This is a genomic window from Anaeromyxobacter sp. SG64 (genome assembly GCF_022690745.1).
GTDB lineage: Bacteria > Myxococcota > Myxococcia > Myxococcales > Anaeromyxobacteraceae > Anaeromyxobacter > Anaeromyxobacter soli.
The window spans coordinates 1-19,034 of the sequence record NZ_JALCZB010000025.1; the positions used below are offsets into that span (position 1 = coordinate 1).

The 19,034-nt window shown below is 76.5% G+C and carries 19 protein-coding genes and 1 pseudogene; 12 read left to right on the forward strand and 8 right to left on the reverse strand.

The genetic code is table 11. From position 1 onward, the window contains the following. The 7 genes from mdcA to MNZ29_RS10010 all read left to right on the forward strand — a co-directional run. Positions 1 to 1,694, forward strand: a 1,694-nt coding sequence (gene mdcA, locus MNZ29_RS09980; protein ID WP_242355047.1) for a malonate decarboxylase subunit alpha, incomplete at its 5' end; no start/stop codon positions are given. A gap of 13 nt (positions 1,695 to 1,707) precedes the next feature. Further along, positions 1,708 to 2,025, forward strand: a complete 318-nt coding sequence (mdcC, locus tag MNZ29_RS09985) for a malonate decarboxylase acyl carrier protein (RefSeq protein WP_242341312.1) — start codon at positions 1,708 to 1,710, stop codon at positions 2,023 to 2,025. Beyond that, positions 2,022 to 2,939, forward strand: a complete 918-nt coding sequence (locus tag MNZ29_RS09990) for a biotin-independent malonate decarboxylase subunit beta (RefSeq protein ID WP_242341313.1) — start codon at positions 2,022 to 2,024, stop codon at positions 2,937 to 2,939. Before mdcC ends, MNZ29_RS09990 begins: the two co-directional genes overlap by 4 nt. Then, positions 2,936 to 3,655 (forward strand): biotin-independent malonate decarboxylase subunit gamma, encoded by a 720-nt coding sequence (locus tag MNZ29_RS09995; protein ID WP_242341315.1) that lies wholly within the window; start codon positions 2,936 to 2,938, stop codon positions 3,653 to 3,655. The genes MNZ29_RS09990 and MNZ29_RS09995 overlap by 4 nt, the downstream gene beginning before the upstream one ends. Beyond that, a complete protein-coding gene (mdcG, locus tag MNZ29_RS10000; RefSeq protein ID WP_242341316.1) occupies positions 3,645 to 4,334 on the forward strand; it encodes a malonate decarboxylase holo-[acyl-carrier-protein] synthase in 690 nt (229 codons plus the stop codon). Before MNZ29_RS09995 ends, mdcG begins: the two co-directional genes overlap by 11 nt. Continuing rightward, a complete protein-coding gene (gene mdcB / locus MNZ29_RS10005; protein WP_242341317.1) occupies positions 4,331 to 5,224 on the forward strand; it encodes a triphosphoribosyl-dephospho-CoA synthase MdcB in 894 nt (297 codons plus the stop codon). The genes mdcG and mdcB overlap by 4 nt, the downstream gene beginning before the upstream one ends. After that, entirely contained in the window at positions 5,221 to 6,159 is a 939-nt protein-coding gene (locus tag MNZ29_RS10010; RefSeq protein ID WP_242341318.1) for an ACP S-malonyltransferase, read from the forward strand. Before mdcB ends, MNZ29_RS10010 begins: the two co-directional genes overlap by 4 nt. Before the next feature lie 17 nt (positions 6,160 to 6,176). Here the strand turns inward: MNZ29_RS10010 and MNZ29_RS10015 are convergent, their stop codons facing one another. The 3 genes and pseudogenes from MNZ29_RS10015 to MNZ29_RS25135 all read right to left on the reverse strand — a co-directional run. Further along, positions 6,177 to 8,777, reverse strand: coding sequence for an ATP-binding protein (locus MNZ29_RS10015; protein ID WP_242355049.1), 2,601 nt, complete (start codon positions 8,775 to 8,777; stop codon positions 6,177 to 6,179). Continuing rightward, positions 8,774 to 9,367, reverse strand: a complete 594-nt coding sequence (locus MNZ29_RS10020; protein ID WP_242340233.1) for a CheR family methyltransferase — start codon at positions 9,365 to 9,367, stop codon at positions 8,774 to 8,776. Before MNZ29_RS10020 ends, MNZ29_RS10015 begins: the two co-directional genes overlap by 4 nt. Positions 9,368 to 9,467: 100 nt before the next feature. Next, a pseudogene (locus MNZ29_RS25135) lies at positions 9,468 to 9,662 on the reverse strand (hypothetical protein); the annotation flags it as partial. 11 nt (positions 9,663 to 9,673) lie between these two features. Between MNZ29_RS25135 and MNZ29_RS10025 the strand changes: the two are divergent. Then, entirely contained in the window at positions 9,674 to 10,696 is a 1,023-nt protein-coding gene (locus MNZ29_RS10025; protein ID WP_242340210.1) for an endonuclease/exonuclease/phosphatase family protein, read from the forward strand. 137 nt (positions 10,697 to 10,833) lie between these two features. Continuing rightward, positions 10,834 to 11,688, forward strand: a complete 855-nt coding sequence (locus tag MNZ29_RS10030; RefSeq protein ID WP_242340211.1) for an acyl-ACP desaturase — start codon at positions 10,834 to 10,836, stop codon at positions 11,686 to 11,688. 59 nt (positions 11,689 to 11,747) lie between these two features. On the opposite strand, the gene MNZ29_RS10035 is transcribed toward MNZ29_RS10030, so the two are convergent. The 3 genes from MNZ29_RS10035 to MNZ29_RS10045 form a co-directional block, all read right to left on the reverse strand. Beyond that, positions 11,748 to 12,953, reverse strand: a complete 1,206-nt coding sequence (locus tag MNZ29_RS10035) for an SMP-30/gluconolactonase/LRE family protein (RefSeq protein WP_242340212.1) — start codon at positions 12,951 to 12,953, stop codon at positions 11,748 to 11,750. Positions 12,954 to 13,032: 79 nt separating this feature from the next. After that, on the reverse strand, positions 13,033 to 13,314 hold the full coding sequence (locus tag MNZ29_RS10040) for a pyrimidine/purine nucleoside phosphorylase (protein WP_242340213.1): 282 nt from the start codon (positions 13,312 to 13,314) through the stop codon (positions 13,033 to 13,035). A gap of 118 nt (positions 13,315 to 13,432) precedes the next feature. After that, positions 13,433 to 15,088: a DEAD/DEAH box helicase gene (locus MNZ29_RS10045; RefSeq protein ID WP_242340214.1), complete on the reverse strand. Its 1,656-nt coding sequence runs from the start codon at positions 15,086 to 15,088 to the stop codon at positions 13,433 to 13,435. On the opposite strand from MNZ29_RS10045, the gene MNZ29_RS10050 reads away from it, so the two are divergent. Then, on the forward strand, positions 15,087 to 15,770 hold the full coding sequence (locus MNZ29_RS10050; RefSeq protein WP_242340215.1) for a hypothetical protein: 684 nt from the start codon (positions 15,087 to 15,089) through the stop codon (positions 15,768 to 15,770). The two genes, MNZ29_RS10045 and MNZ29_RS10050, sit on opposite strands and share 2 nt — an antisense overlap. Before the next feature lie 5 nt (positions 15,771 to 15,775). Here the strand turns inward: MNZ29_RS10050 and MNZ29_RS10055 are convergent, their stop codons facing one another. Further along, the gene (locus tag MNZ29_RS10055; protein ID WP_242340216.1) at positions 15,776 to 16,255 is read right to left on the reverse strand and encodes a CoA-binding protein; all 480 of its coding nucleotides are present in this window, start codon (positions 16,253 to 16,255) and stop codon (positions 15,776 to 15,778) included. Between the two features lie 168 nt (positions 16,256 to 16,423). On the opposite strand from MNZ29_RS10055, the gene MNZ29_RS10060 reads away from it, so the two are divergent. Continuing rightward, entirely contained in the window at positions 16,424 to 16,690 is a 267-nt protein-coding gene (locus tag MNZ29_RS10060) for a hypothetical protein (protein ID WP_242340217.1), read from the forward strand. A 108-nt stretch (positions 16,691 to 16,798) separates the two neighbouring features. Further along, a complete protein-coding gene (locus MNZ29_RS10065; protein WP_242340218.1) occupies positions 16,799 to 17,383 on the forward strand; it encodes a glutathione S-transferase family protein in 585 nt (194 codons plus the stop codon). Positions 17,384 to 17,387: 4 nt separating this feature from the next. Here the strand turns inward: MNZ29_RS10065 and MNZ29_RS10070 are convergent, their stop codons facing one another. Continuing rightward, positions 17,388 to 19,001 (reverse strand): NAD(P)/FAD-dependent oxidoreductase, encoded by a 1,614-nt coding sequence (locus MNZ29_RS10070; RefSeq protein WP_242340219.1) that lies wholly within the window; start codon positions 18,999 to 19,001, stop codon positions 17,388 to 17,390. Positions 19,002 to 19,034 lie beyond the last annotated feature (33 nt).

The window sequence follows — 19,034 nt, forward strand, 5'->3', positions numbered from 1 at the left end:
CGCCGCCCCCGCGGCCGGCCGAGGCGGCGCGCCCGGGAGGCCCCGTGACGCGCGTCTGGGACACCGCCCGGCGGAGCCGCCTCGCTCGGCTCGCGCGCGCGAGCGCCGCCGTCGGCGGCGGACGCTGGGTCGATCCCGGGCGCGTGACGCCGCTCCTCGAGGCCCTCCTCGAGCCGGGCGACCGCGTCTGCCTGGAGGGCGACAACCAGAAGCAGGCCGACTTCCTCGCGCGCGCCCTCGCGCGGGCCGATCCCGCCCGCGTCCACGATCTGCACCTCGTCATGTCGGTGCTCGCGCTCCCCGAGCACGTCGAGCTCTTCGAGCGCGGCCTCGCGCGCCGCCTGGACTTCTCCTTCTCCGGGCCGCAGGGGACGCGCCTCGCGCAGCTCGTCGCCGCCGGGCGGATCGAGATCGGCGCCATCCACACCTACCTCGAGCTCTACGCCCGCTACTTCGTGGACCTCACGCCGCGCGTCGCGCTCGTCTCGGCCATCGCCGCCGATGGCGAGGGGAACCTCTACACCGGCCCCAACACCGAGGACACGCCTGCCATCGTCGAGGCGACGGCCTTCAAGGACGGGATCGTCGTCGCCCAGGTGGACGAGCGCGTGGAGCGGCTCCCGCGCGTCGACATCCCCGCCGGCTGGGTGGACTTCGTCACGGTCGCGCCGGCCAAGAGCGCGATCGAGCCGCTGTTCACGCGCGATCCGGCGCAGATCGGCGAGGTCCAGGTCCTCATGGCCATGATGGTCGTGAAGGGGATCTACGCGGAGTACGGGGTCGAGCGGCTCAACCACGGCATCGGCTTCGACTCGGCGGCCATCGAGCTCATCCTGCCCACCTACGCGGAGCGGCTCGGGCTGCGCGGGAAGATCTGCCGGCAGTGGGCGCTCAACCCCCACCCGACCCTCATCCCCGCCATCGAGGCGGGGTTCGTCGAGTCGATCCACGCGTTCGGCTCGGAGCTCGGCATGGAGCGCTACGTCGCGGCGCGGCCGGACGTGTTCTTCACCGGGCGCGACGGGAGCCTGCGCTCGAACCGGGCCTTCTCGCAGACCGCCGGGCACTACGCCTGCGATCTCTTCATCGGCTCGACCCTCCAGCTGGACCTCGCCGGGAACAGCTCCACCGCCACGACGAGCCGGATCACCGGGTTCGGCGGGGCGCCGAACATGGGCGCGGACGCGCGCGGCCGTCGCCACGCCAGCGCGGCCTGGCTCCGCGCCGGCCGCGAGGCGCAGGCGGATCCGGCGGCCATGCCGCGGGGGCGGAAGCTCGTGGTGCAGCTCCTCGAGACGTTCCGTGAGCACATGGAGCCGGCGTTCGTGGAGCGGCTCGACGCGTGGAGGCTCGCCGAGACGATGGGCATGGCGCTCCCGCCGGTGATGATCCACGGCGACGACGTGACGCACGTGGTGACGGAGGAGGGGATCGCGAACCTGCTCCTGTGCCGCACGCCGGAGGAGCGCGCCGAGGCGATCCGCGGCGTCGCCGGCTACACGCCGGTCGGGCGCGCGCGCTCGCGGCGCGCCGTCGAGGAGCTCCGCCGCCGGGGCGTCATCCGCCGCGCGGAGGATCTCGGCATCGACAAGCGCGAGGCGACGCGCGATCTGCTCGCCGCGCGCAGCGTGAAGGACCTCGTGCGCTGGTCGGGCGGGCTCTACGAGCCGCCCGCCCGGTTCCGGAGCTGGTGAGGGGAGGGACGGGATGGAGCGCCTCGCGTTCGAGCTCGAGTCGGCGGGCCCGCCGGCGCCGCGCGCGCCGCCGGTCGTCGTCGGCGTCGTCGCGTCCGGGAACCTCGAGGTGCTCGTCGAGCCGGGGGACCTCGCGGGCCGCTGCCGCGTCGAGGTCGCCACGTCCGCGAACGGGTTCGCGGAGATCTGGGACGCCGTGCTGCGGGACTTCGCGGCCCGGAACGCGGTCGCCGGGCTCGCGCTGTCCGTGAACGACGCGGGGGCGACCCCCGCCGTCGTGAGCCTGCGCCTCGACCAGGCGGTCGAGGAGTACCTGGGGCAGCGGCCGTGACGCCGGGGAACCCGGGTCACCTCCCCGCGCGGAGGAGCTATCGCGAGGCGACGGCGCGGCGCAGGCTCGCGGGGATCCTCGACCCCGGCAGCTTCACCGAGCTCCTCGGCCCCTCCGAGCGCGTGACGAGCCCGCACCTCGCCGGCCTCGGCCTCGCCGTCGCCTTCGACGACGGCGTCGTGGTCGGGCGCGGCCTCCTCGGCGGCCGGGTGGTCCTCGCCGCGAGCCAGGAGGGCGGGTTCATGGGCGGCGCGGTGGGCGAGGTGCACGGCGCGAAGCTCGTCGGGCTCCTCCGCCGCGCCGAGCGGGAGCGCCCGGCGGGCGTGCTCCTCCTGCTCGACTCGGGCGGCGTGCGGCTGCAGGAGGCGAACGCGGGCCTCGTGGCGGTCTCCGAGATCATGCGCGCGCTGCTCGGCGCGCGCGCCGCCGGCGTGCCGGTCGTCGGCCTCATCGGCGGCGGCTGGGGATGCTTCGGCGGGATGGGCATCGTGGCGCGCTGCTGCGACGCGCTCGCCATGAGCGAGGAGGGGAGGCTCGGGATCTCCGGGCCCGACGTGATCGAGGCGACGAAGGGCGTCGAGGAGCTCGACGCCGCGGATCGCGCGCTCGTGTGGCGCACCTACGGCGGCAAGCACCGCTACCTGCTCGGCGAGGCGGACCTCCTCGTGGAGGACGACCTCGCCGCCTTCCGCGACGCCGCCGCGGCGCTCCTCGCCAGCCCGCGGTCGCTCGACGAGGGCGCGCTCGCGCGCGAGCACGAGCGCCTCGCGCGACGGCTCGCGGACTTCGGCGGCTGCACGGACGCGGCGGACGTCTGGCGCGCCGCCGCGGTGCCGGACCCGGACCGCCTCCCGCTCCTCGACGCGGACGCGTTCCGCCGCGCCGTCGCCGCTGCGCGCGGGGAGGAGCCGTGACCCCCGCGCTCGGGGCCCTCGTCGGCGCGCTCTTCCCCGCCGGGCACGCCGTCCGGGAGGAGGGCGGGATCGTCGTCGGCGCCGCGCACACCGCGGCCGGCGAAGTCGCGGTGCTCGGTACCGCGGGCGGGGTGGAGGTCGGCGTCGAGGCGGCGCTCGCCCTCGCGGGAGAGGTCCTCCGCACCGTGCGCGAGCACCCGGGGCGGCCCATCGTCGTCCTGGTGGACACCCGCGGCCAGCGGATGAGCCGGCGCGACGAGGTGCTCGGCCTCAACGGCTACCTCGGACACCTCGCCGCCTGCGTCGAGCTCGCGCGGCGGCGCGGGCACCCCATCGTCGCCGTGGTGAGCGGCGACGCGGTGAGCGGCGGGGTGCTGCCGCTCGGCTTCATGGCGGACGCCGTCCACGCCGTGGAGGGGGCGCACCCGTGGGTGATGAGCCTGCCGGCGATGGCGCGCGTGACGAAGCTCCCGCTCGAGCGGCTGGAGGAGCTGTCGCAAAGCTCGCCGGTGCTCGCGCCGGGCCTCGACCGCTTCGTGCGGCTCGGCGCGATCGAGCCGCGCTGGGAGCCGCCGCTCTCGGAGCAGCTCGCGGCCGCGCTCTCCCGTCCGGCCGGACGGGACCGCCGCGCGGAGCTCGGCCTCGAGCGAGGAGGGCGGCTCCTGGCGGCGGCGGTGGCGCGGCGGGTGAGCGGAGAGGACGGCGATGAGCCCTGACGCGGTCTCGGGCGACTTCCCGGCCCGCCACGATCTGGTCTGGCTCCGGCCCATGTGGCGCGAGGCGCTGCGCGGGGCGGTGGCGCCGTCCGCGCTGGACGCCCTCGGGGACTGGTTCGGCCGCCGGCTCCCCGCCGTCGCGTGCCGGCGCGACGGCTCCTGCGGCGACGCGATCCCGCTCGCGGTGGCGCTGCCGTCCTCCGCGGCGGGCGAGAAGCGGCGGGTGGCGCTCGCCGTGGAGCCGAGGGCCGTGGAGCGGATCGGGGCGCCGGCGACCCTCCGGGAGGCCGCCGGGAGCGCGCCGCCGGCGTGGCGGGAGCGGCTCGGAGCGCTCGACCACGCAGCGCGCGACGCGGGGCTCGTCCTGCGCGTGTACGGTTCGCTCGCGTGGCAGCACCTCTCCGGGCGGGCCTACGTGACGGAGCGCTCCGACGTGGACCTGCTCGTCGAGCCCCGCTCCGCGGGCGAGCTCCGCGGTGCGCTGGCGCTCCTCCGCGCCCGCGGCGACGGGATCCCGCGGCTGGACGGAGAGGTCCTGCTCCCCGGCGGGCGAGGCGTCTCGTGGCGGGAGCTCGCCGCGGGGGCCGCGCGGGTCCTCGTGAAGTCCGGGACGGCGGTGGCGCTCGAGCCGGCGCGGGCGCTCCTCGGGCCGCTCGCGGGGGAGGAGCCGTGGCCGTGACGACCGCCTCCGCGAGCCTCCCGGTGAAGCGTCCCCCCACCGCGAGCGTCGCGCACGCGATCGGCGAGGCGGCCGTCGCGGCGCTGCACGAGGAGCTCGAGGCCGAGCCCAAGCCGGGCCTCGTCACGCCGCGGGACCGCGGCGCGCACCGGGACATGGACGCGCGGACCTTCCGCGCGAGCATCGCGGCCCTGCGCGGCTACTTCCACGCGGTCGCGCGCGCCGGGACGGAGGGGGCCTCGCTCGCCGCCCTGCGCCCGCTCGCGCTCGACGCGGAGGCGCGCATGCTCCACGCGACCGGCGGCGTGAACACCCACCGCGGCGCGATCTTCTCGCTCGGCCTCCTGACCGCGGCGGCGGGGCGCCTCGCGGCCGCGCGCGCGCCCTTCGGGCCCGCCGCCCTCCGGGACGCCGTGCGCCGCGGCTACGGGGCGGCGATCCTGCGCGAGCTGCCGGCGCCGGTGGCGAGCCACGGCGCGATCGCCGGACGCCGCCACGGCGTCGGCGGCGCGCGCGCGGAGGCGGCGGCCGGGTTCCCGCACCTGTTCGACGTGGCGCTGCCGGCCCTCCGCGCGAGCCTGCTCCGCGGGGCCTCGCGCGAGGCCGCGGCCGTCCAGTGCCTGCTCTCCGCGATCGCGGTCCTCCCCGACACGAACCTCCTCTACCGCGGCGGCGCGGCCGGCCTCACCTTCGCACGCGCGGCCGCGCAGCTCTTCCTCGCCCGGGGCGGCGTGCACCGCAGCGGCTGGCGAGAGCACGCGCGCGCGCTGCACCGGGCGTTCGTCGGGCGGGACCTCTCGCCCGGCGGCAGCGCCGACCTGCTCGCCGCCGCGCTGTTCGTCGAGCGGCTCGGCGCGCTCGACCCCTCGCCCGCCGGGGGCGCGGGATGACGGGGACGGCCGGCCTCGCGGTGCTCTGTCCGGGGCAGGGGGGCCAGCACCCGGCCATGTTCGATCTCGCGCTCGCGAGCCCGCGCGGCGCCGAGGTCCTCGCCGCGGCGCGCGCGGCGCTCGGCGACGATCCGGTGGAGCGCGCGCGGCGCGGCGGCCCCGACCTGTTCGCGAACGCGCTCGCGCAGCCGCTCCTGTGCGCCGCCGAGCTCGCGACCTGGGCGGCGCTCCGCGAGGCGCTGCCCCCGGCGCGCGTGTTCGCAGGCTACAGCCTCGGGGAGCTCGCGGCCTACGGCTGCGCGGGCGCGCTCTCCCCCGGGGACACCGTGACGCTCGCCGCGCGCCGGGCGGCGCTCATGGACGCCGCCGCCCCCGCCGGCAGCGGGCTCCTGGCGCTCCGCGGCATCGCGCTCGCCCGGGCGGAGGCGCTCGCCGGGGAGGTCGGCGCGGAGCTCGCCATCGCGATCGGGCCGGATCACTGCGTCGTCGGCGGCGCCGCCGGTCCGCTCGCGCTCCTCGAGGTGCGCGCGCGCGCCCTGGGGGCCACGACCGTCCAGCGGCTCCCCGTGGGCGTCCCCGCCCACACGCACCTCCTCGACGCGGCGGTCGAGCCCTTCGCGGACGCGCTCGGGCGCTCCGGGCTTCGCGATCCCCCCACGCCCGTCCTGGCGGGCGTCACCGGCGCGCCGGCGCGGACCCGGACCGCGGCCGTGGCGGCCCTCTCCGTGCAGCTCGCGCGGCGCGTCGAATGGGGCCGCTGCCTCGCGACCGCCGCCGAGCTGGGCTGCTCGGTGTTCCTCGAGCTCGGGCCGGGCAACGCCCTCGCGCGGATGGCCGCCGAGGCCATCCCCGGCGCGCGCGCCCGCTCGGTGGCGGACTTCCGCTCGCTGGACGGCGTCGTGCGCTGGGTGGAGGCGAGCGGCGGGCGGCGATGAACGGCGGCGCGGCGCGCTCAGCCTCTTGCGAGGCTGGCGCCGCGGGCGCCGAGCTCCGCGAGCAGCGCCTCGACCCGGTCGAGATCGACCGGCTTCACGAGGTGCACGTCGAACCCGGCCTCCGCGGCCCGCGCGGCGTCCTCCGGGCGGCCGTACCCGGTCATCGCCACGATGGGCGCGCGCGGCGCCGGAGCCGCCTGCCGGATCCGACGCGCCACCTCGTAGCCGTCGAGGTCCGGGAGCCCGACGTCGAGCAGGATGACGTCGTAGCCGCCCGCGGCCGCGAGGGCGAGCCCCTCCTCGCCGCGGTGCACGAGGGTGACCGCGTGGCCCCACCCCGTGAGCGCGTCCTCGAGCAGGAACGCGAAGTCGTCGTTGTCCTCGACGACGAGCACGCGCAGCGGCCTCGCGTCCCGACGCCCGGGCCGCACCGGCGCCGCGGTCACCTCCGTCCCCGGCGGTGCCGCGGGTAGCCGGACCGTGAACTCCGTCCCCGCCCCGGGCTCGCTCGCGCAGGTCACCGTCCCGCCGTGCATCTCCACGATGCGCTTCACGAGCGAGAGCCCCACGCCGAGGCCGTTCTGGTGCCGCCCGGCCGCGCGCGCGCCCTGGAAGAAGAGATCGAACACGCGTGCGCGGACGTCCGGAGGCATCCCGATGCCGTCGTCCCGGACGCGGATCACGGCGTCGGTCTCCTCCCGCTCGACCGAGACCTGGACGCGGCCTCCCGGGGGCGTGAACTTCTGCGCGTTGGAGAGGAGGTTCTCGACGACCTGCTCGAGCCGCGCGGCGTCGGCGTGCACCGGGACCGGCTCGCCCGTGGTCGCGACGAGCTCCACGCCCGCTCCCGCGAACGCGTGCGCAGCCGCGTCGACGGCGTCGGCCACGATGCGCGCCGCGTCCACCGGCGCCCGGCGCAGCTCGAGCTTGTTCTTGTTGATGCGGGTGACGTCGAGCAGGTCGTCGACGATGCGCGCGAGGCGCCGCGTCTGGTGGGCGATGGTGGCGCGCCGCTTGCCGCCGCGCTCCGCGTCGGCGCAGTCGAGCTGCTGCACGGCCGCTGAGATCGAGGCGAGCGGGTTCCTGAGCTCGTGCGAGAGCGCGGCGAGGAACTCGTCCTTGAGCTGATCCACGCGGGCGAGCTCCTCCCGGCCCCGGCGCAGCTCCGCCCCGCTCCGGTTCAGCTCCTCGTTCTGGGCGAGCAGCTCCTCGTTCTGCGCCTGGATCTCCTCGCTCTGGGCCTGCAGCTCCTCGCTCTGCGCCTGCAGCTCCTCGCTCTGGGACTGGATCTCCTCGTTCTGCGCCTGCAGCCGCTCGTTCCGGTCCTGCAGCTCGGCGGCGAGGTGGACGGCGCGGCGGTGGGCGAGCGCGCTCTGGAGGGCGATCGCCAGCCGCGGGGCGGCGGCCTCGACGAACTCCGCCGCCGCGTCGCCGAGCTCGCGGACGCTGCCCACGAGGAGGACGCCCATCGTCCGCCCCTGGAACGGGAGCGGCGTCGCGACGAGCGAGCGCGGGGGCACCTCGTCGAAGCCGAAGCGCACGCGGAACGGCGTCTCCGCCGGGATGGCGTTCACGCGCAGCGTCGTCCCGCTCACGACCACCTGGGCCGGGAGTCCCTCGCCCCGCCCCGCGGCCTCCGCAGGCAGCGCGAACGTCGCGATGGGCCGGAGCGAGCCCTCGTCCGCGAGGTAGACGGCGCCGAGCTCGGCGCCCGCGTACCCGACCACCTCCGAGAGCGCATCGCGCGCGATGGACTCCGGCTCGATCGTGGCGGCGAGCGCGCGCGACAGCCGGGCGTCCGACGAGAGCCGCCGCTCGCGCTCCTTCAGCGCCGCCGCCGCCGACGCGAACGTGCGGGCGAGCTCGCGCAGCTCGTCGCGGACGGCAGGCCTCGGGCCCGGCGCGGCCGGAGCCGGCGGCGCGAGCGCGAGGGCCGGCCCGTGATCGCCGTCGGCGAGGGCGCGGGCGGCGCTCACGAGCTCCGTCGCCGGGGTGCGCACGGCGCGCGTCGTGAGCGTCGCGACGGAGGCCGCGGCGAGGAGCGCCAGCACCGCCGCGAGGATCGTGCGGAGCACGAGCGCCTCTCGCGCCGCCGAGGCCGACGCGCTCGCGCGCCCGAGCTCCGCCTCGATCGTCCCCTCGAGGCGCTTCACCGCCGCCGCGAGCCGGTCGCGGCGCGTGGTCATCTCCGCCTCCGGCTGCAGGAGCGCGGTCGCGTCCGCGCCGTCCTTCACGCGCTCCAGGAACCGATCGCCCGAGACGAGGAAGGACTCGAGCAGCACCGCCGCGTCCTCGGCCCCGCGGCCGGGGACGGCCCCGCGGCGCTCGAGCTCCGAGAGGGCGCGCCGGGCCTCCTGCGCCGCCGCCGCCGTGGCGTCGAAGTGCTCGACGGAGCGCGTGATCGCGAACCGTCGCGTCGCGACGGCCCGGTCCAGCACCGCCACCTCCAGCGCCGCAGCGCCGCGGGAGAGCTCCATCCCTTCCGCCTGGTGACGCTGCAGCCGCTCGAGCTGGTGGTACCAGGCGAACGTCGAGCCGAGGGTGACCACCACGATCGCGAGGACGACGCCGAAGCCCAGCGCGAGCCGCGCGCCGATGCCGAGGTCGAGTCGAGTCACGCGGACCTCCTTCTGCGGAAGACGCGGGCCGCGGGGTCCAGCACCTCGAGCTCGGCCAGCACGGACGCGCAGGGCCACTCCGCCTCCCCGAGCCAGAGGACGCCGCCCGGCCGGACCGCGGCGAGGAGCGCGTGGAACACCCGCTCCTGCAGCTCCGGCTGGAAGTAGATGAGCACGTTCCGGCACGCGACCAGATCGAACGGCGCGCCCGCGGGCGGAGCGTCGCCGCACACGTCGTGGCGCGCGAAGCGCACGCGCCGGCGGATGCCCGCCCGCAGCCGGACGCGCCGCGGGGGCTCGCGGCGCGGGGAGCACGGGGAGAGCGCTCCGGGAGGGCCCGCCGGCGGGCTCGGCGGGGCGGGCTCGAACGCAGCGTGAAAGGCCGGTGGGACGTCAGCGAGCGCGCTCGCGAGGTACTTTCCCTCCGCAGCCGACGAGAGCGCGAGCGGGTCGACGTCGGTGGCGAGGATCTCCGGCGCGGTCGTGTCCGCCCCGAGCAGGAGCGCGAGCGTGTACGCCTCCTCGCCCCGGGCGCAGCCGGCGCTCCAGGCCCGGAGCCCGCGGCGAGCCGGGCGCGGCCCCGCGGGCAGCGGCGCACGCCACCTCCGCGGCGCGTGCGTCCCGGAAGAAGCGGCTCACCTTGATCGTGAGCCGCTCGACCGCCCGGAACACCTCCGCGGGGTCCTCGGCGATGAGCGCGAGGTAGTCGCCGGCGTGGTGCACCCCCGCGCTGGCCATGCGCTGGCGGAGTCGCCGCTCCACGAAGTGGGGGCGGTGGTGCTGGAAGTCGACCCCGGATCGCTCGCGGATCAGGGCCAGGATCGCCTCGACCTCGGCGCGCATCGGCGGTGGCTTAAAGCAGACGGGGGCAGGGCCGTCAATCATCGGGAGGCGCCATGCGCATCCGCTCGTGCACGAAGGCTCTATCGCTCGCGGTCGCGCTCGCGGTGACGTCCTGCGGGGGGCGCGACGGCACCCGATCCGGGGCTCCGGCCGGGCCGATCCCCGTGAAGGGAATGACCTGGAACGTCCTCCACGGGGGCGCGTTCGATCGGGTCCTCTCGGAGACGGGGAACCTCCCCGCCGCCTTCGACGCGCTGTGGGCGGGGGTGGTGGCGAGCGATCCGCCCGCGCGGATGCGGAAGGTCGCCGCCGAGATCGCCTCCGCGCGGCCGGATCTCGTCGGCCTGCAGGAGGCGGCGCTGTGGCGCGCGGAGCTGCGCGACGGCTCCGCCACGATCGAGTACGACCTCGTGGGGCTCGTCCTCGCGGAGCTGCGCGCGCGCGGCGCGGCGTACTCGCTCGTGTCCCTGCAGGCGTCGGCGGAGCCGACGCTGCCGGGCGCGCGCGGCTCCTACCGCTTCGCCGATCGCGTCGCGGTGCTCGCGCGCGATGGGCTCGCCGTCTCGAACCCTCGCGGCGGTCTCTACGCGACGCGGCTGCCGCTCCCCGTGCCGCTCCCCGGCGGCGGCTCGTTCGGCGTACCGCGCGCGTGGACGAGCGTCGACGTCGAGCTCGACGGGCGGCGCTTCCGCTTCCTCTGCACGCACCTCGAGACGGTGGAGGCGGTGTCGGCGGGCCAGGCCGCGGAGCTCGTGACGCTCGCCGGGACCGACCTCCCCGTGATCGTGGTGGGGGACATGAACTCGGCGCCGGGCGACGACGCGTACGAGCTCCTCGTGAACGGCACTTCGGGGCTCCGCGACGCGTGGGAGGCCGGCGAGGGAGCGGGCCTCACCTGCTGCCGAGACTCGCTCACCGACCCGGCGGCCGGCGTGACCCAGCGGGTGGACCTCGTGCTGCAGCGTGGCTTCACCGCGCGGTCCGCGGCGCTCGCCGGCGCGGACGCCGCGAGCTTCGAGGGCGGGCGCTGGCCGTCGGATCACGTCGGGGTGGTCGCCGAGCTCGAGCTCCCCTGATCGCGCCGTGCCACGCGCCTGCGCTCTCGCGGACGGGGGCCTGCTCGCGGCGGCGCAAGCGAACGTTTCGGGCGGCGGTGACATGCCGGAGACACGGCGCCCTTATCTCCCCGGCTCCTCGGGACCACGGAGCCGCGATGCCCCTCTACGCCGATCTGTTCCGCTCGATGGAGCGCGCCCGCTGGAGCCTGGCCGACGACGTGCCCTGGGATCGCTTCGACCCGGCGAAGCTCACCGGCGAGCAGGCGCTCACGGTGAAGCAGAACGCCATCACCGAGTGGTCGGCGCTGCCCGCGACGGAGATGTTCCTCCGCGACAACCGCGACGACAGCGACTTCTCGGCGTTCATGTCCATCTGGTTCTACGAGGAGCAGAAGCACGCCCTCGTGCTCATGGAGTACCTGCGGCGCTTCCGGCCGGACCTCCTCCCCACGGAGGACGAGCTCCACGCCGTGCGCTTCGAGTTCGATCCGGCGCCGCCGCTCGAGACCCTCATGCTGCACTTCTGCGGCGAGGTGCGGCTCACGCAGTGGTACCGGCGGGCCGCGGAGTGGCACGAGGAGCCGGTGATCCGCCACGTCTACGGCCTCGTGTCCGAGGACGAGGCGCGCCACGCCGGCGCGTACCTCAAGTACATGCGCCGCGCGCTCGAGCGACACGGCGACACGGCGCGCGCGGCGTTCGCGAAGATCGGCGTCCTCATGGCGAGCGGCGGGCGGGGCGGCAAGCCGCTCCACCCGACGAACCTGCACGTGAACCGCTCCCTCTTCCCGAACGACACCGTCCAGAGCCGCCTGCCCGATCCGGGCTGGCTGGAGCGCTGGCTCGACGACCAGATCCGGTTCGATGGAGCGTGCGAGCAGCGCGTCGTGCGCGCGATCCTCCGCAGCCTTTCGGCGCTGTTCGGCGAGCCGTTCGAGACGGTGCGCGATCTCAACCGCTTCCGGAAGGCGGGGCGCGCCGGCGCGGGGGAGGCGCGCGCCACGCAGTGAGCGGCGGGTCGTGACCCGGAGCCGGTCTAGGAGCGAGGCGAGCTCACCGGGGCCTCGCGTCAGATCCGGATCTGGAGCCGGTGGATGCGCGTCTCCTCCATCCCGGCGGGATCGAGCTCGGCCTCCTTCCACGCGTCGACGTGGCTGTTGCCGATGTAGTGGAAGGCGCCTCGGTCGAGGGCCCCGGTCGTGGGCGTGTGCCAGCGCGCGTTCCCGGCCTCGACGACCCCGGCGCGGACGACGCGCTCGGCGCCCGGCGCGAGCTCGAGCCGCACGATCCGCGGTGCGCCGAGCCCGTTCTGGATCGCGACGAGGGTCCGCCCCTGGGCGGACAGCCCGTCGATCCCGCCCAGCGGGAAGCCCGTCGGTCCGGCCAGCCGCCGGGGCGCGCCGCCCGCGACCGGCACGTCCCACAGCCCGAACGCGTCCGCCACGAGCAGCCGCGCCTCCGCGAAGGCGATCCCGTTCGCGTAGGTGAACGTGCCCGGAGGGACCACCGGCGCGAGGGCCGTCGCGCCCGGGTCGAGCCGGTACACCGCGCCGGCCTCGCTGTCGGTGACGAGCACCGTGCCGTCCTCGGCGACGGCGAGGTCGTTCAGCAGGTGCCCCTCTCCGTCCAGGGTGACGCTGCGCCTCGTCGCGCCGCTCGCGAGGTCGAACGCGTACACGCCCGAGCGCGAGCCGGTCTTCGCGGCGCCATCCGCCGCGTCGCCACGGTTCGCCACGGCCCACAGGAGCCCGCGCCGGGGATCGACCTTCACCCCGAGCACGCGCCCGAGCCCGCCAGCCTGGGCCGGGACCGCGTCGGTCGCCGCGCCTCCCGGGGCGATGCGGACGATCTTCCGCAGCCGGATGCTCCCCACGTAGAGCGTCCCGTCGCGCGGATCGACCGCGATCCCCTCCGCGACGAGGCCGCGCTCCTGCAGCGTGAACGCCACGCCTGCGTGGTCCGTCGCCGGCGCGCGGGCGGCGATCCGCGCCGCGAGGTCGCGGAACGCGTCGCGGCCGGCGAGCCCGGCGAAGTCCCGCGCGTCGAGGGGGATGTCCCAGCCGCGCGCGTAGAGCGCGCGGAGCGTCTCGAGCGCGCCGTCGGGATCGCCTCGGCCGCTCTGCGTCCACGCGCGGAGGTAGAGGCGGCCGGGATCGTCGGCGCCCGGCTCCGGCGCCGGCCGCGCCCCGTCGCGCGCGGGCGGCGCGCCGCCGGTGCGGCAGGCGAGGGCGGCGAGGAGCGGGAGCAGCAGGGCGGCGCGGGTGGACGCGGGCACGGGCACCTCGTCGAGGAGGGTGGTCCTGGAACGAGAGACGCCCGCGAGCGGGATGTGACGCTGCGAGAAGGTCGGCGCCCTACAGGAACTCGCAGAGGTACGCGGCCGGCGCCAGCGCCTTCACGTCGAAGCCGCTCTTCGCCGGGACCTCGAACGTCGTCCCGGCGGGGAACGGGCGGAAGGTCGCGTCCCCCGGGAGCTTCGCCCACAGCTCGCCGGACACGACCGTCATCCGCTCCGCGGCGTCCGTCCCGAAGTGGAACTCGCCCGCGTCCACGACGCCGACCGTGTGGCGCCGCCCGTTCCGCTCGAACCCGACGCTCTGGACGCCACCGTCGAAGTACGCGTTGTGCTTGAGCATGAAGGGGACTGAAGCACGGGCGCGGCCGTCCTTTCAAGGGCGAGCGGCGCGCCGGCGGCGGGAGCGGCCCGCGCCGGGGAACCCGTTCGCCAGGCGGCAGATCCTCGCGAGCCGTCGCTCAGCGGCGCCGCTTCTGGCCGCTGCGCCCGACGCTCCACGACCCCACGAGGCGCGACTTCCCGCCGGAGCCGGAGCCCGCGTCGGTCGCGCTCGCGCCGCCTCCGTGCTGCGACCGGGAGGCGCCCGACCGCTGCGCGCGGCCGTCACCGCGCACGCGGGCGCGGGCGGGCTTCGCCTGCTGCGGGCGGTGGCGCGGCTGCGCGGGGCCCGGGTCCTTCTGGGCGGACGCGGCGCGGGCGAGCTCGACCTGGAAGATCTCCGCGTCGCGCGGCACCTCGGCGCGCGGGAGCACCGCGCGCGTGAGCCGCTCGATCGCGTGGAGGAGATCGCGCTCCTCCGGGGCGGAGAAGCTCGAGGCCCTGCCGCTCGCGGCCGCTCGCGCGGTGCGGCCGATGCGGTGCACGTAGTCCTCGGGCACGTGCGGCAGGTCGAAGTTCACGACGTGGCCGATCTCGGCCACGTCGATGCCGCGCGCGGCGATGTCGGTCGCGACGAGCACGCGGTAGGTCCCGTCCTTGAAGCCGTCGAGCGCCATCCGCCGCTGCGCCTGCGAGCGGTCGGCGTGGATGCGCGCGACCTTGTGGCCGGCGCGCCCGATGTGCTTCCAGATCTTGTCGGCGCGCCGCTTCGTGCGGGTGAACACGAGCGTCGAGTCGCCGTCGCGCTCGAGCAGCGTGAGGAGGAGCGGGAGCTTCTCGTGCTGCCCCGCGAGGAACACCTGCTGCTCGGCGCGCGCCGCGGTGGTGCCGCTGCGCGCCACCTCGACGTGGACCGGATCCTTGAGGTGCGCGCGCGCGAAGTCGGCCACCTCGCCCGCCGTGGTCGCGGAGAAGAGCAGCGTCTGGCGCTGCTTCGGGAGCCGCCGCAGGATCCGGTCGAGCTGGGGCTTGAAGCCCATGTCGAGCATCCGGTCGGCCTCGTCGAGGACGAGCACCTCGATCGCGTCGAGCTTGGCGTTGCCCTGCTCGAGATGGTCGACGAGCCGCCCGGGCGTCGCGATGACGATCTCGCGCCGCTCCCGGAACGCCTCGGCCTGGGCGCCCATGCCCACGCCGCCGATGATCACCGCGCCGCGCACGCGGCGGCCCCGGCCGAAGCGCTCGAGCTCCTCGCCGATCTGCACGGCGAGCTCGCGGGTGGGCGCGAGCACGAGCGCCCGCGTCCCGGCCGGCTTGCCGGCGAGCCGCTCGATGATGGGGAGGAGGAAGGCGGCGGTCTTGCCGGTGCCGGTGGCGGCCGTGCCGATGACGTCCCGGCCGGCGAGCGCCGGCGGGATGGCCTCGGCCTGGATGGGGGTCGGGTGCTCGAACCCGGCGTGCGCGAGCGCGGTGAGCGCCTCGCGCGACAGCTTCAGATCAGCGAAGGACTTCGACGTCGACAGAGGGTGCTCCTCGTGGGAGGCGCGCGGCGATTCGCGGCGCGCGTCTTGAAGTGAGGCCGGCTGAACGGGAGGACCGCGCGGGCCGGGATCTCCCGGCGGACAGGCTTCGGGCGCGGTACGAACGAAACGGCCGCGAATGGTATACCCGGCCGCGGAAGCCGGGGCAACGCGCGATCGCTCGGGGTGGGGGCGGGTGGGCGAGCGGCTGCCGGGATCGCCGCGGTCGCGCCCGGGGCGAGCGGGGCGCGCGAGAGCGCGATACCGGGGGGACATGGACGCACGAACGACGCTGAAGCGGGCCGGGCTCTTCGTGGCGCTGCCGGCCGCGGCCGTGGCGGGCTGGGCGGCGTTCGTCCGCCCCTGGCTCCGCCGCTGGGGCGCGACCGACGAGGAGATCGCCCGCCCGATGCCGGGCGACGAGCTCGTCTCGAGGCCGCGCTACCGGTCCACGCGCGCCATCACCGTCCGCGCGCGGCCGGAGGAGATCTGGCCGTGGCTCGCGCAGATGGGCAACGGGCGCGGCGGCCTCTACAGCCTCGACCTGCTCGATCGCGCGCTCGGCGTCCTGGACGCGCCCAGCGAGGAGCGGGTGCACCCGGAGTGGCAGGACCTGAAGCCCGGCGACGTCGTGCCCATCGGCGGCACGCCCGGGTGGCCCGTGCACGCCGTCGAGCGGGAGCGCTCGCTCGTCCTGCGCATCGAGCACGGCGAGGCGCTCGTCACGCAGGCGTGGGGGATCTACCCCGTCGACGCGGAGACCACCCGGCTCGTGCTGCGCGTCCGCGGCGCGGCGCCGCCGGGTCTCCGCAGCACCGCGCTCGTCGCGATGATCGAGCCGCAGGAGCTCATGATGGTCCGGGCGCAGCTCCTCGGGATCCGCCGGCGCGCCGAGGGGCTCGCCCGCGCCCGGCGCGCCGCGGCGCAGGCGGCGGCCGGCGGCGACCGCGGTCCGTGACGGGGTCAGGCGTGCTCGAGGCGCGCCTTCCCGAACCGCGTGCGAGCCCACGCGTGCAGGGCGTGCGGGAACCCGGTCTCCGGGAGCACCATGAACGGACAGAGATCGGTCACGACCGAGATCCCGTGCGCGTCGCAGTAGCGGACCGCCTCCGCGCTCGCGGCGCCGACGCCCATCCCCCGGTGCATCCAGACGTAGCGCACGCCCGCGCGGGCGCAGTCGCGCACGACCTCCTCGGTCTGGGTGGGCGGGGTGAGGAGGAGCGCCGCGTTCACCGGCGGCTTCACGTCCTGGACGTGGGGGAAGCAGGCCTTTCCCTCGGCCACGTCGAGGGCGGGGTTCACCGGCACGACCTCGTAGCCCGCCTTCACGAGCGCGCGCAGCACCTGCCGGCTGAAGTCCTTCTCGTCGCGCGAGATCCCGACCACGGCGATGCGCTTCTGGGCCAGGAACTCGCGGGCGCGATCGAGCGCGATCCCCCGCATGGCATCCTCCTGTGACTCCGGCTACCGCCCCGGGTTGTGGGGTCCTCGGTAGAGTCTACGCGGCTCGTCGCTGCGTGAAGCGCGGCGCCGCGCCGCGCACCCGGCCGGCCAGCCGAGCCGGCCCCGGGCGCGAGGCCCATGCTGCGATCACGACGGTCGGAGGACGGCATGGCGGAACGAGCGGGGGGCAAGCGTGCGAGGAGGTCTCAGGGGCGTGCGCTCTTCCGGGCGAGGTCTTCATCCGCTCGCCTCGCGAAGACGACCTTCGCGATCGCGGTCGGCGCCGCCGCCCTCGGCGCGCTCGCGGTCGGGAGCGTCGCCGTCGGCGCGCTCGCGATCCGCAAGCTCGCCGTGAGCCACGCGCGGATCGGCCGGCTCGAGATCGACGAGCTGCACGTCCGCAGCGCGCGCGGGCTGCCGCCGCCGCCCGCGTGAAGCTCCGTCCCGGAGCCCGGCCCGCGAGGCGTCCGCAGCTCCGCGCGGCGGGCGGCGGCGGGATGCGCCGTCGCCCGCTAGATTCTCGGAACGGAGGACGGAGACGACATGCTCACCCTGTGGCACGCGTGGGCCTGCCCCTACTGCCAGCGCACTCGCATCCAGCTCGACGAGATGGGGCTCGCGTGGGAGTCGCGCGAGATGGATCTCGCGAGGAAGCCTACCGAGGTGTTCGCGATGAACCCGCCGCTCGGCGGGGTGCCGATCCTGGTGGACGGCGACGCGGTGATCCCCGACTCGCTCGTCATCGCGCAGTACCTCGAGGAGCGCCACGGCGGCGAGGTCCCGCTCCTCCCGCGCGACGCGCTCGGCCGGGCGCGGACGCGGCTCCTCTTCGATCGAGTCGCTCCGCTCGCGGCGGCGATCGGGAAGCTCGCGAAGGGTGGACCGGAGGCGAGGCCCGAGGCCGAGCGGGCGGCCCGGGCCGCGCTGGAGCTCGTCGAGCGCGAGACGCCGCAGGATGGGTACCTGCTCGGCGCCTTCGGCCTCGCCGACATCGCGCTCGCGCCCTTTGCGCTGCGCCGCCCGGAGCTCTCCCCGGCGGCGCTCGGCCTCCCGCGCCTCGCGCGCTGGGCCGAGCGCGTCTCGTCCAGGCCGGCCGTCCGGCGCAACCTCGCGGCGCGCGCGCCCTGACCGCTCAGCTCCGCCGCCACCCGCGGCGCCGGTCGCGCAGCATCTCCCGCGCTGCGTTGTAGCCGCAGGCCCCCATGATCCCGCCGCCCGGGTGTGTGGCCGCGCCGCACAGATACAGGTTCGCGATCGGCGTGCGGTAGTCGGCGAAGCCGGGCAAGGGCCGCATCGAGAAGAGCTGCGGGAGCGTCATCGCCCCCTGGAAGATGTTCCCGCCGGTGAGTCCGAAGCGGCGCTCGAGGTCGGGCGGCGCGAGCACCTCGCGCGCGAGGACCGACGCCGTGAACCCGGGCGCGTACTCCTCCAGCGCCGCGAAGCAGCGGTCCGCGAAGCGCTCGCGCTCCTCCTCCCAGCCCCCGCTCGCGAGCCGGTAGGGCGCGTACTGCACGAACATGGACATGAGGTGCTTGCCGGCGGGCGCCACGGTGTCGTCCACCGCGGAGGGGAGGGTGCACTCGAGCACCGGGGCGCGCGAGGGCAGCCCCGCGCGCGCGTCGTCGAAGGCGCGCTCGAGGTAGTCCATCGAAGGCGCGACGTGGATCGTGCCGCGGTGCTCCGGCCCCGGCTCGCCGCCGCCACCCCCCGGCCGCGCGCTGAAGCGGGGCAGCGCCGACAGCGCGACGTTGATCTTCACGGAGCCGCTCGCGTAGTCGATGCGCCGCGCCCGCTCCGCCACCGCGGGCGGGAGGTGCGCCTCGCCGACGAGGCCGAGGAGCGTGCGGGTCGCGTCCGCGTTCGAGGCGACGCGGCGGGCGAGGAGCTCCGTCCCGTCCCCGAGCGCGACCCCGCGGGCGGCGCCCTCCCGGACGAGGATCCGCTCGACGCGCGCGCCGGTGCGGATCTCGGCGCCGGACGCTCGCGCCGCGGCGGCGATGGCCTCGGACAGCGCGCCCATGCCGCCGCGCACGTAGCCCCAGACGCCCCGGGCGCCGTCCACCTCGCCCATCACGTGGTGGAAGAGGACGTAGGCGGTGCCCGGGGTGGAGGGCGAGGCCCAGGCGCCGATGATGGCGTCGGTCGCGAGCGTGGCCTTGAGCGCGTCGGACTCGAACCAGCGGTCGAGGACGTCGCGGGCCGCGCCGGCGAGGATCTCCATCGCCGCCGGGCCGTCCTCCCTGCCGAGGCGCAACAGGCGCGCGCCCATGCGCGCGAGGCGCAAGAGCTCGCGCGGGCGGCGTGAGAACGGATCGGGCGGCGTCTCGAGGAGCGCCGGCTCGATGGCGCGGGCGATCCGCTCGAGCTGCGCCTCGTAGGCAGGGAGCCGCGCCGCGTCGCGCGCCGAGAACCTCGCGACCTCTCGCTGGTTCCCGGCGAGGTCCGGCCCGAGGAGCAGCGAGCGGCCGTCGGGGAGCGGCGTGAACGAGGAGGGATCGCGGCGCAGCACCCGGTAGCCGTGGCGCGCGAGCTCGAGGTCGCGGACGATCTCCGGGCGGAAGAGGCTCACCACGTACGCGGCGGTGGAGACCTTGAACCCGGGCCACGTCTCCTCGGTGGTGCACGCGCCCCCGACGCGGTCGCGCGCCTCGAGCACGAGGACGCGCTCGCCCGCGCGGGCGAGATAGGCCGCGAGGACGAGGCCGTTGTGGCCTCCGCCGACGACGATGACGTCCCAGCTGCGCACCGGTACGCGCGGGCCGATGGCGCCGCGCCCGCG

Bases quoted from the DNA above. Each gene is read 5' to 3' on its own strand.
- MNZ29_RS10050 (WP_242340215.1), top strand. From the start codon at position 15,087: ATGGACGCACGAACGACGCTGAAGCGGGCCGGGCTCTTCGTGGCGCTG.
- MNZ29_RS10060 (WP_242340217.1), top strand. From the start codon at position 16,424: ATGGCGGAACGAGCGGGGGGCAAGCGTGCGAGGAGGTCTCAGGGGCGT.
- MNZ29_RS10040 (WP_242340213.1), bottom strand. From the start codon at position 13,314: ATGCTCAAGCACAACGCGTACTTCGACGGTGGCGTCCAGAGCGTCGGG.
- MNZ29_RS10045 (WP_242340214.1), bottom strand. From the start codon at position 15,088: ATGTCCCCCCGGTATCGCGCTCTCGCGCGCCCCGCTCGCCCCGGGCGC.
- MNZ29_RS10010 (WP_242341318.1), top strand. From the start codon at position 5,221: ATGACGGGGACGGCCGGCCTCGCGGTGCTCTGTCCGGGGCAGGGGGGC.
- MNZ29_RS10055 (WP_242340216.1), bottom strand. From the start codon at position 16,255: ATGCGGGGGATCGCGCTCGATCGCGCCCGCGAGTTCCTGGCCCAGAAG.
- mdcC (WP_242341312.1), top strand. From the start codon at position 1,708: ATGGAGCGCCTCGCGTTCGAGCTCGAGTCGGCGGGCCCGCCGGCGCCG.
- mdcG (WP_242341316.1), top strand. From the start codon at position 3,645: ATGAGCCCTGACGCGGTCTCGGGCGACTTCCCGGCCCGCCACGATCTG.
- MNZ29_RS10030 (WP_242340211.1), top strand. From the start codon at position 10,834: ATGCCCCTCTACGCCGATCTGTTCCGCTCGATGGAGCGCGCCCGCTGG.
- MNZ29_RS10025 (WP_242340210.1), top strand. From the start codon at position 9,674: ATGCGCATCCGCTCGTGCACGAAGGCTCTATCGCTCGCGGTCGCGCTC.
- MNZ29_RS10065 (WP_242340218.1), top strand. From the start codon at position 16,799: ATGCTCACCCTGTGGCACGCGTGGGCCTGCCCCTACTGCCAGCGCACT.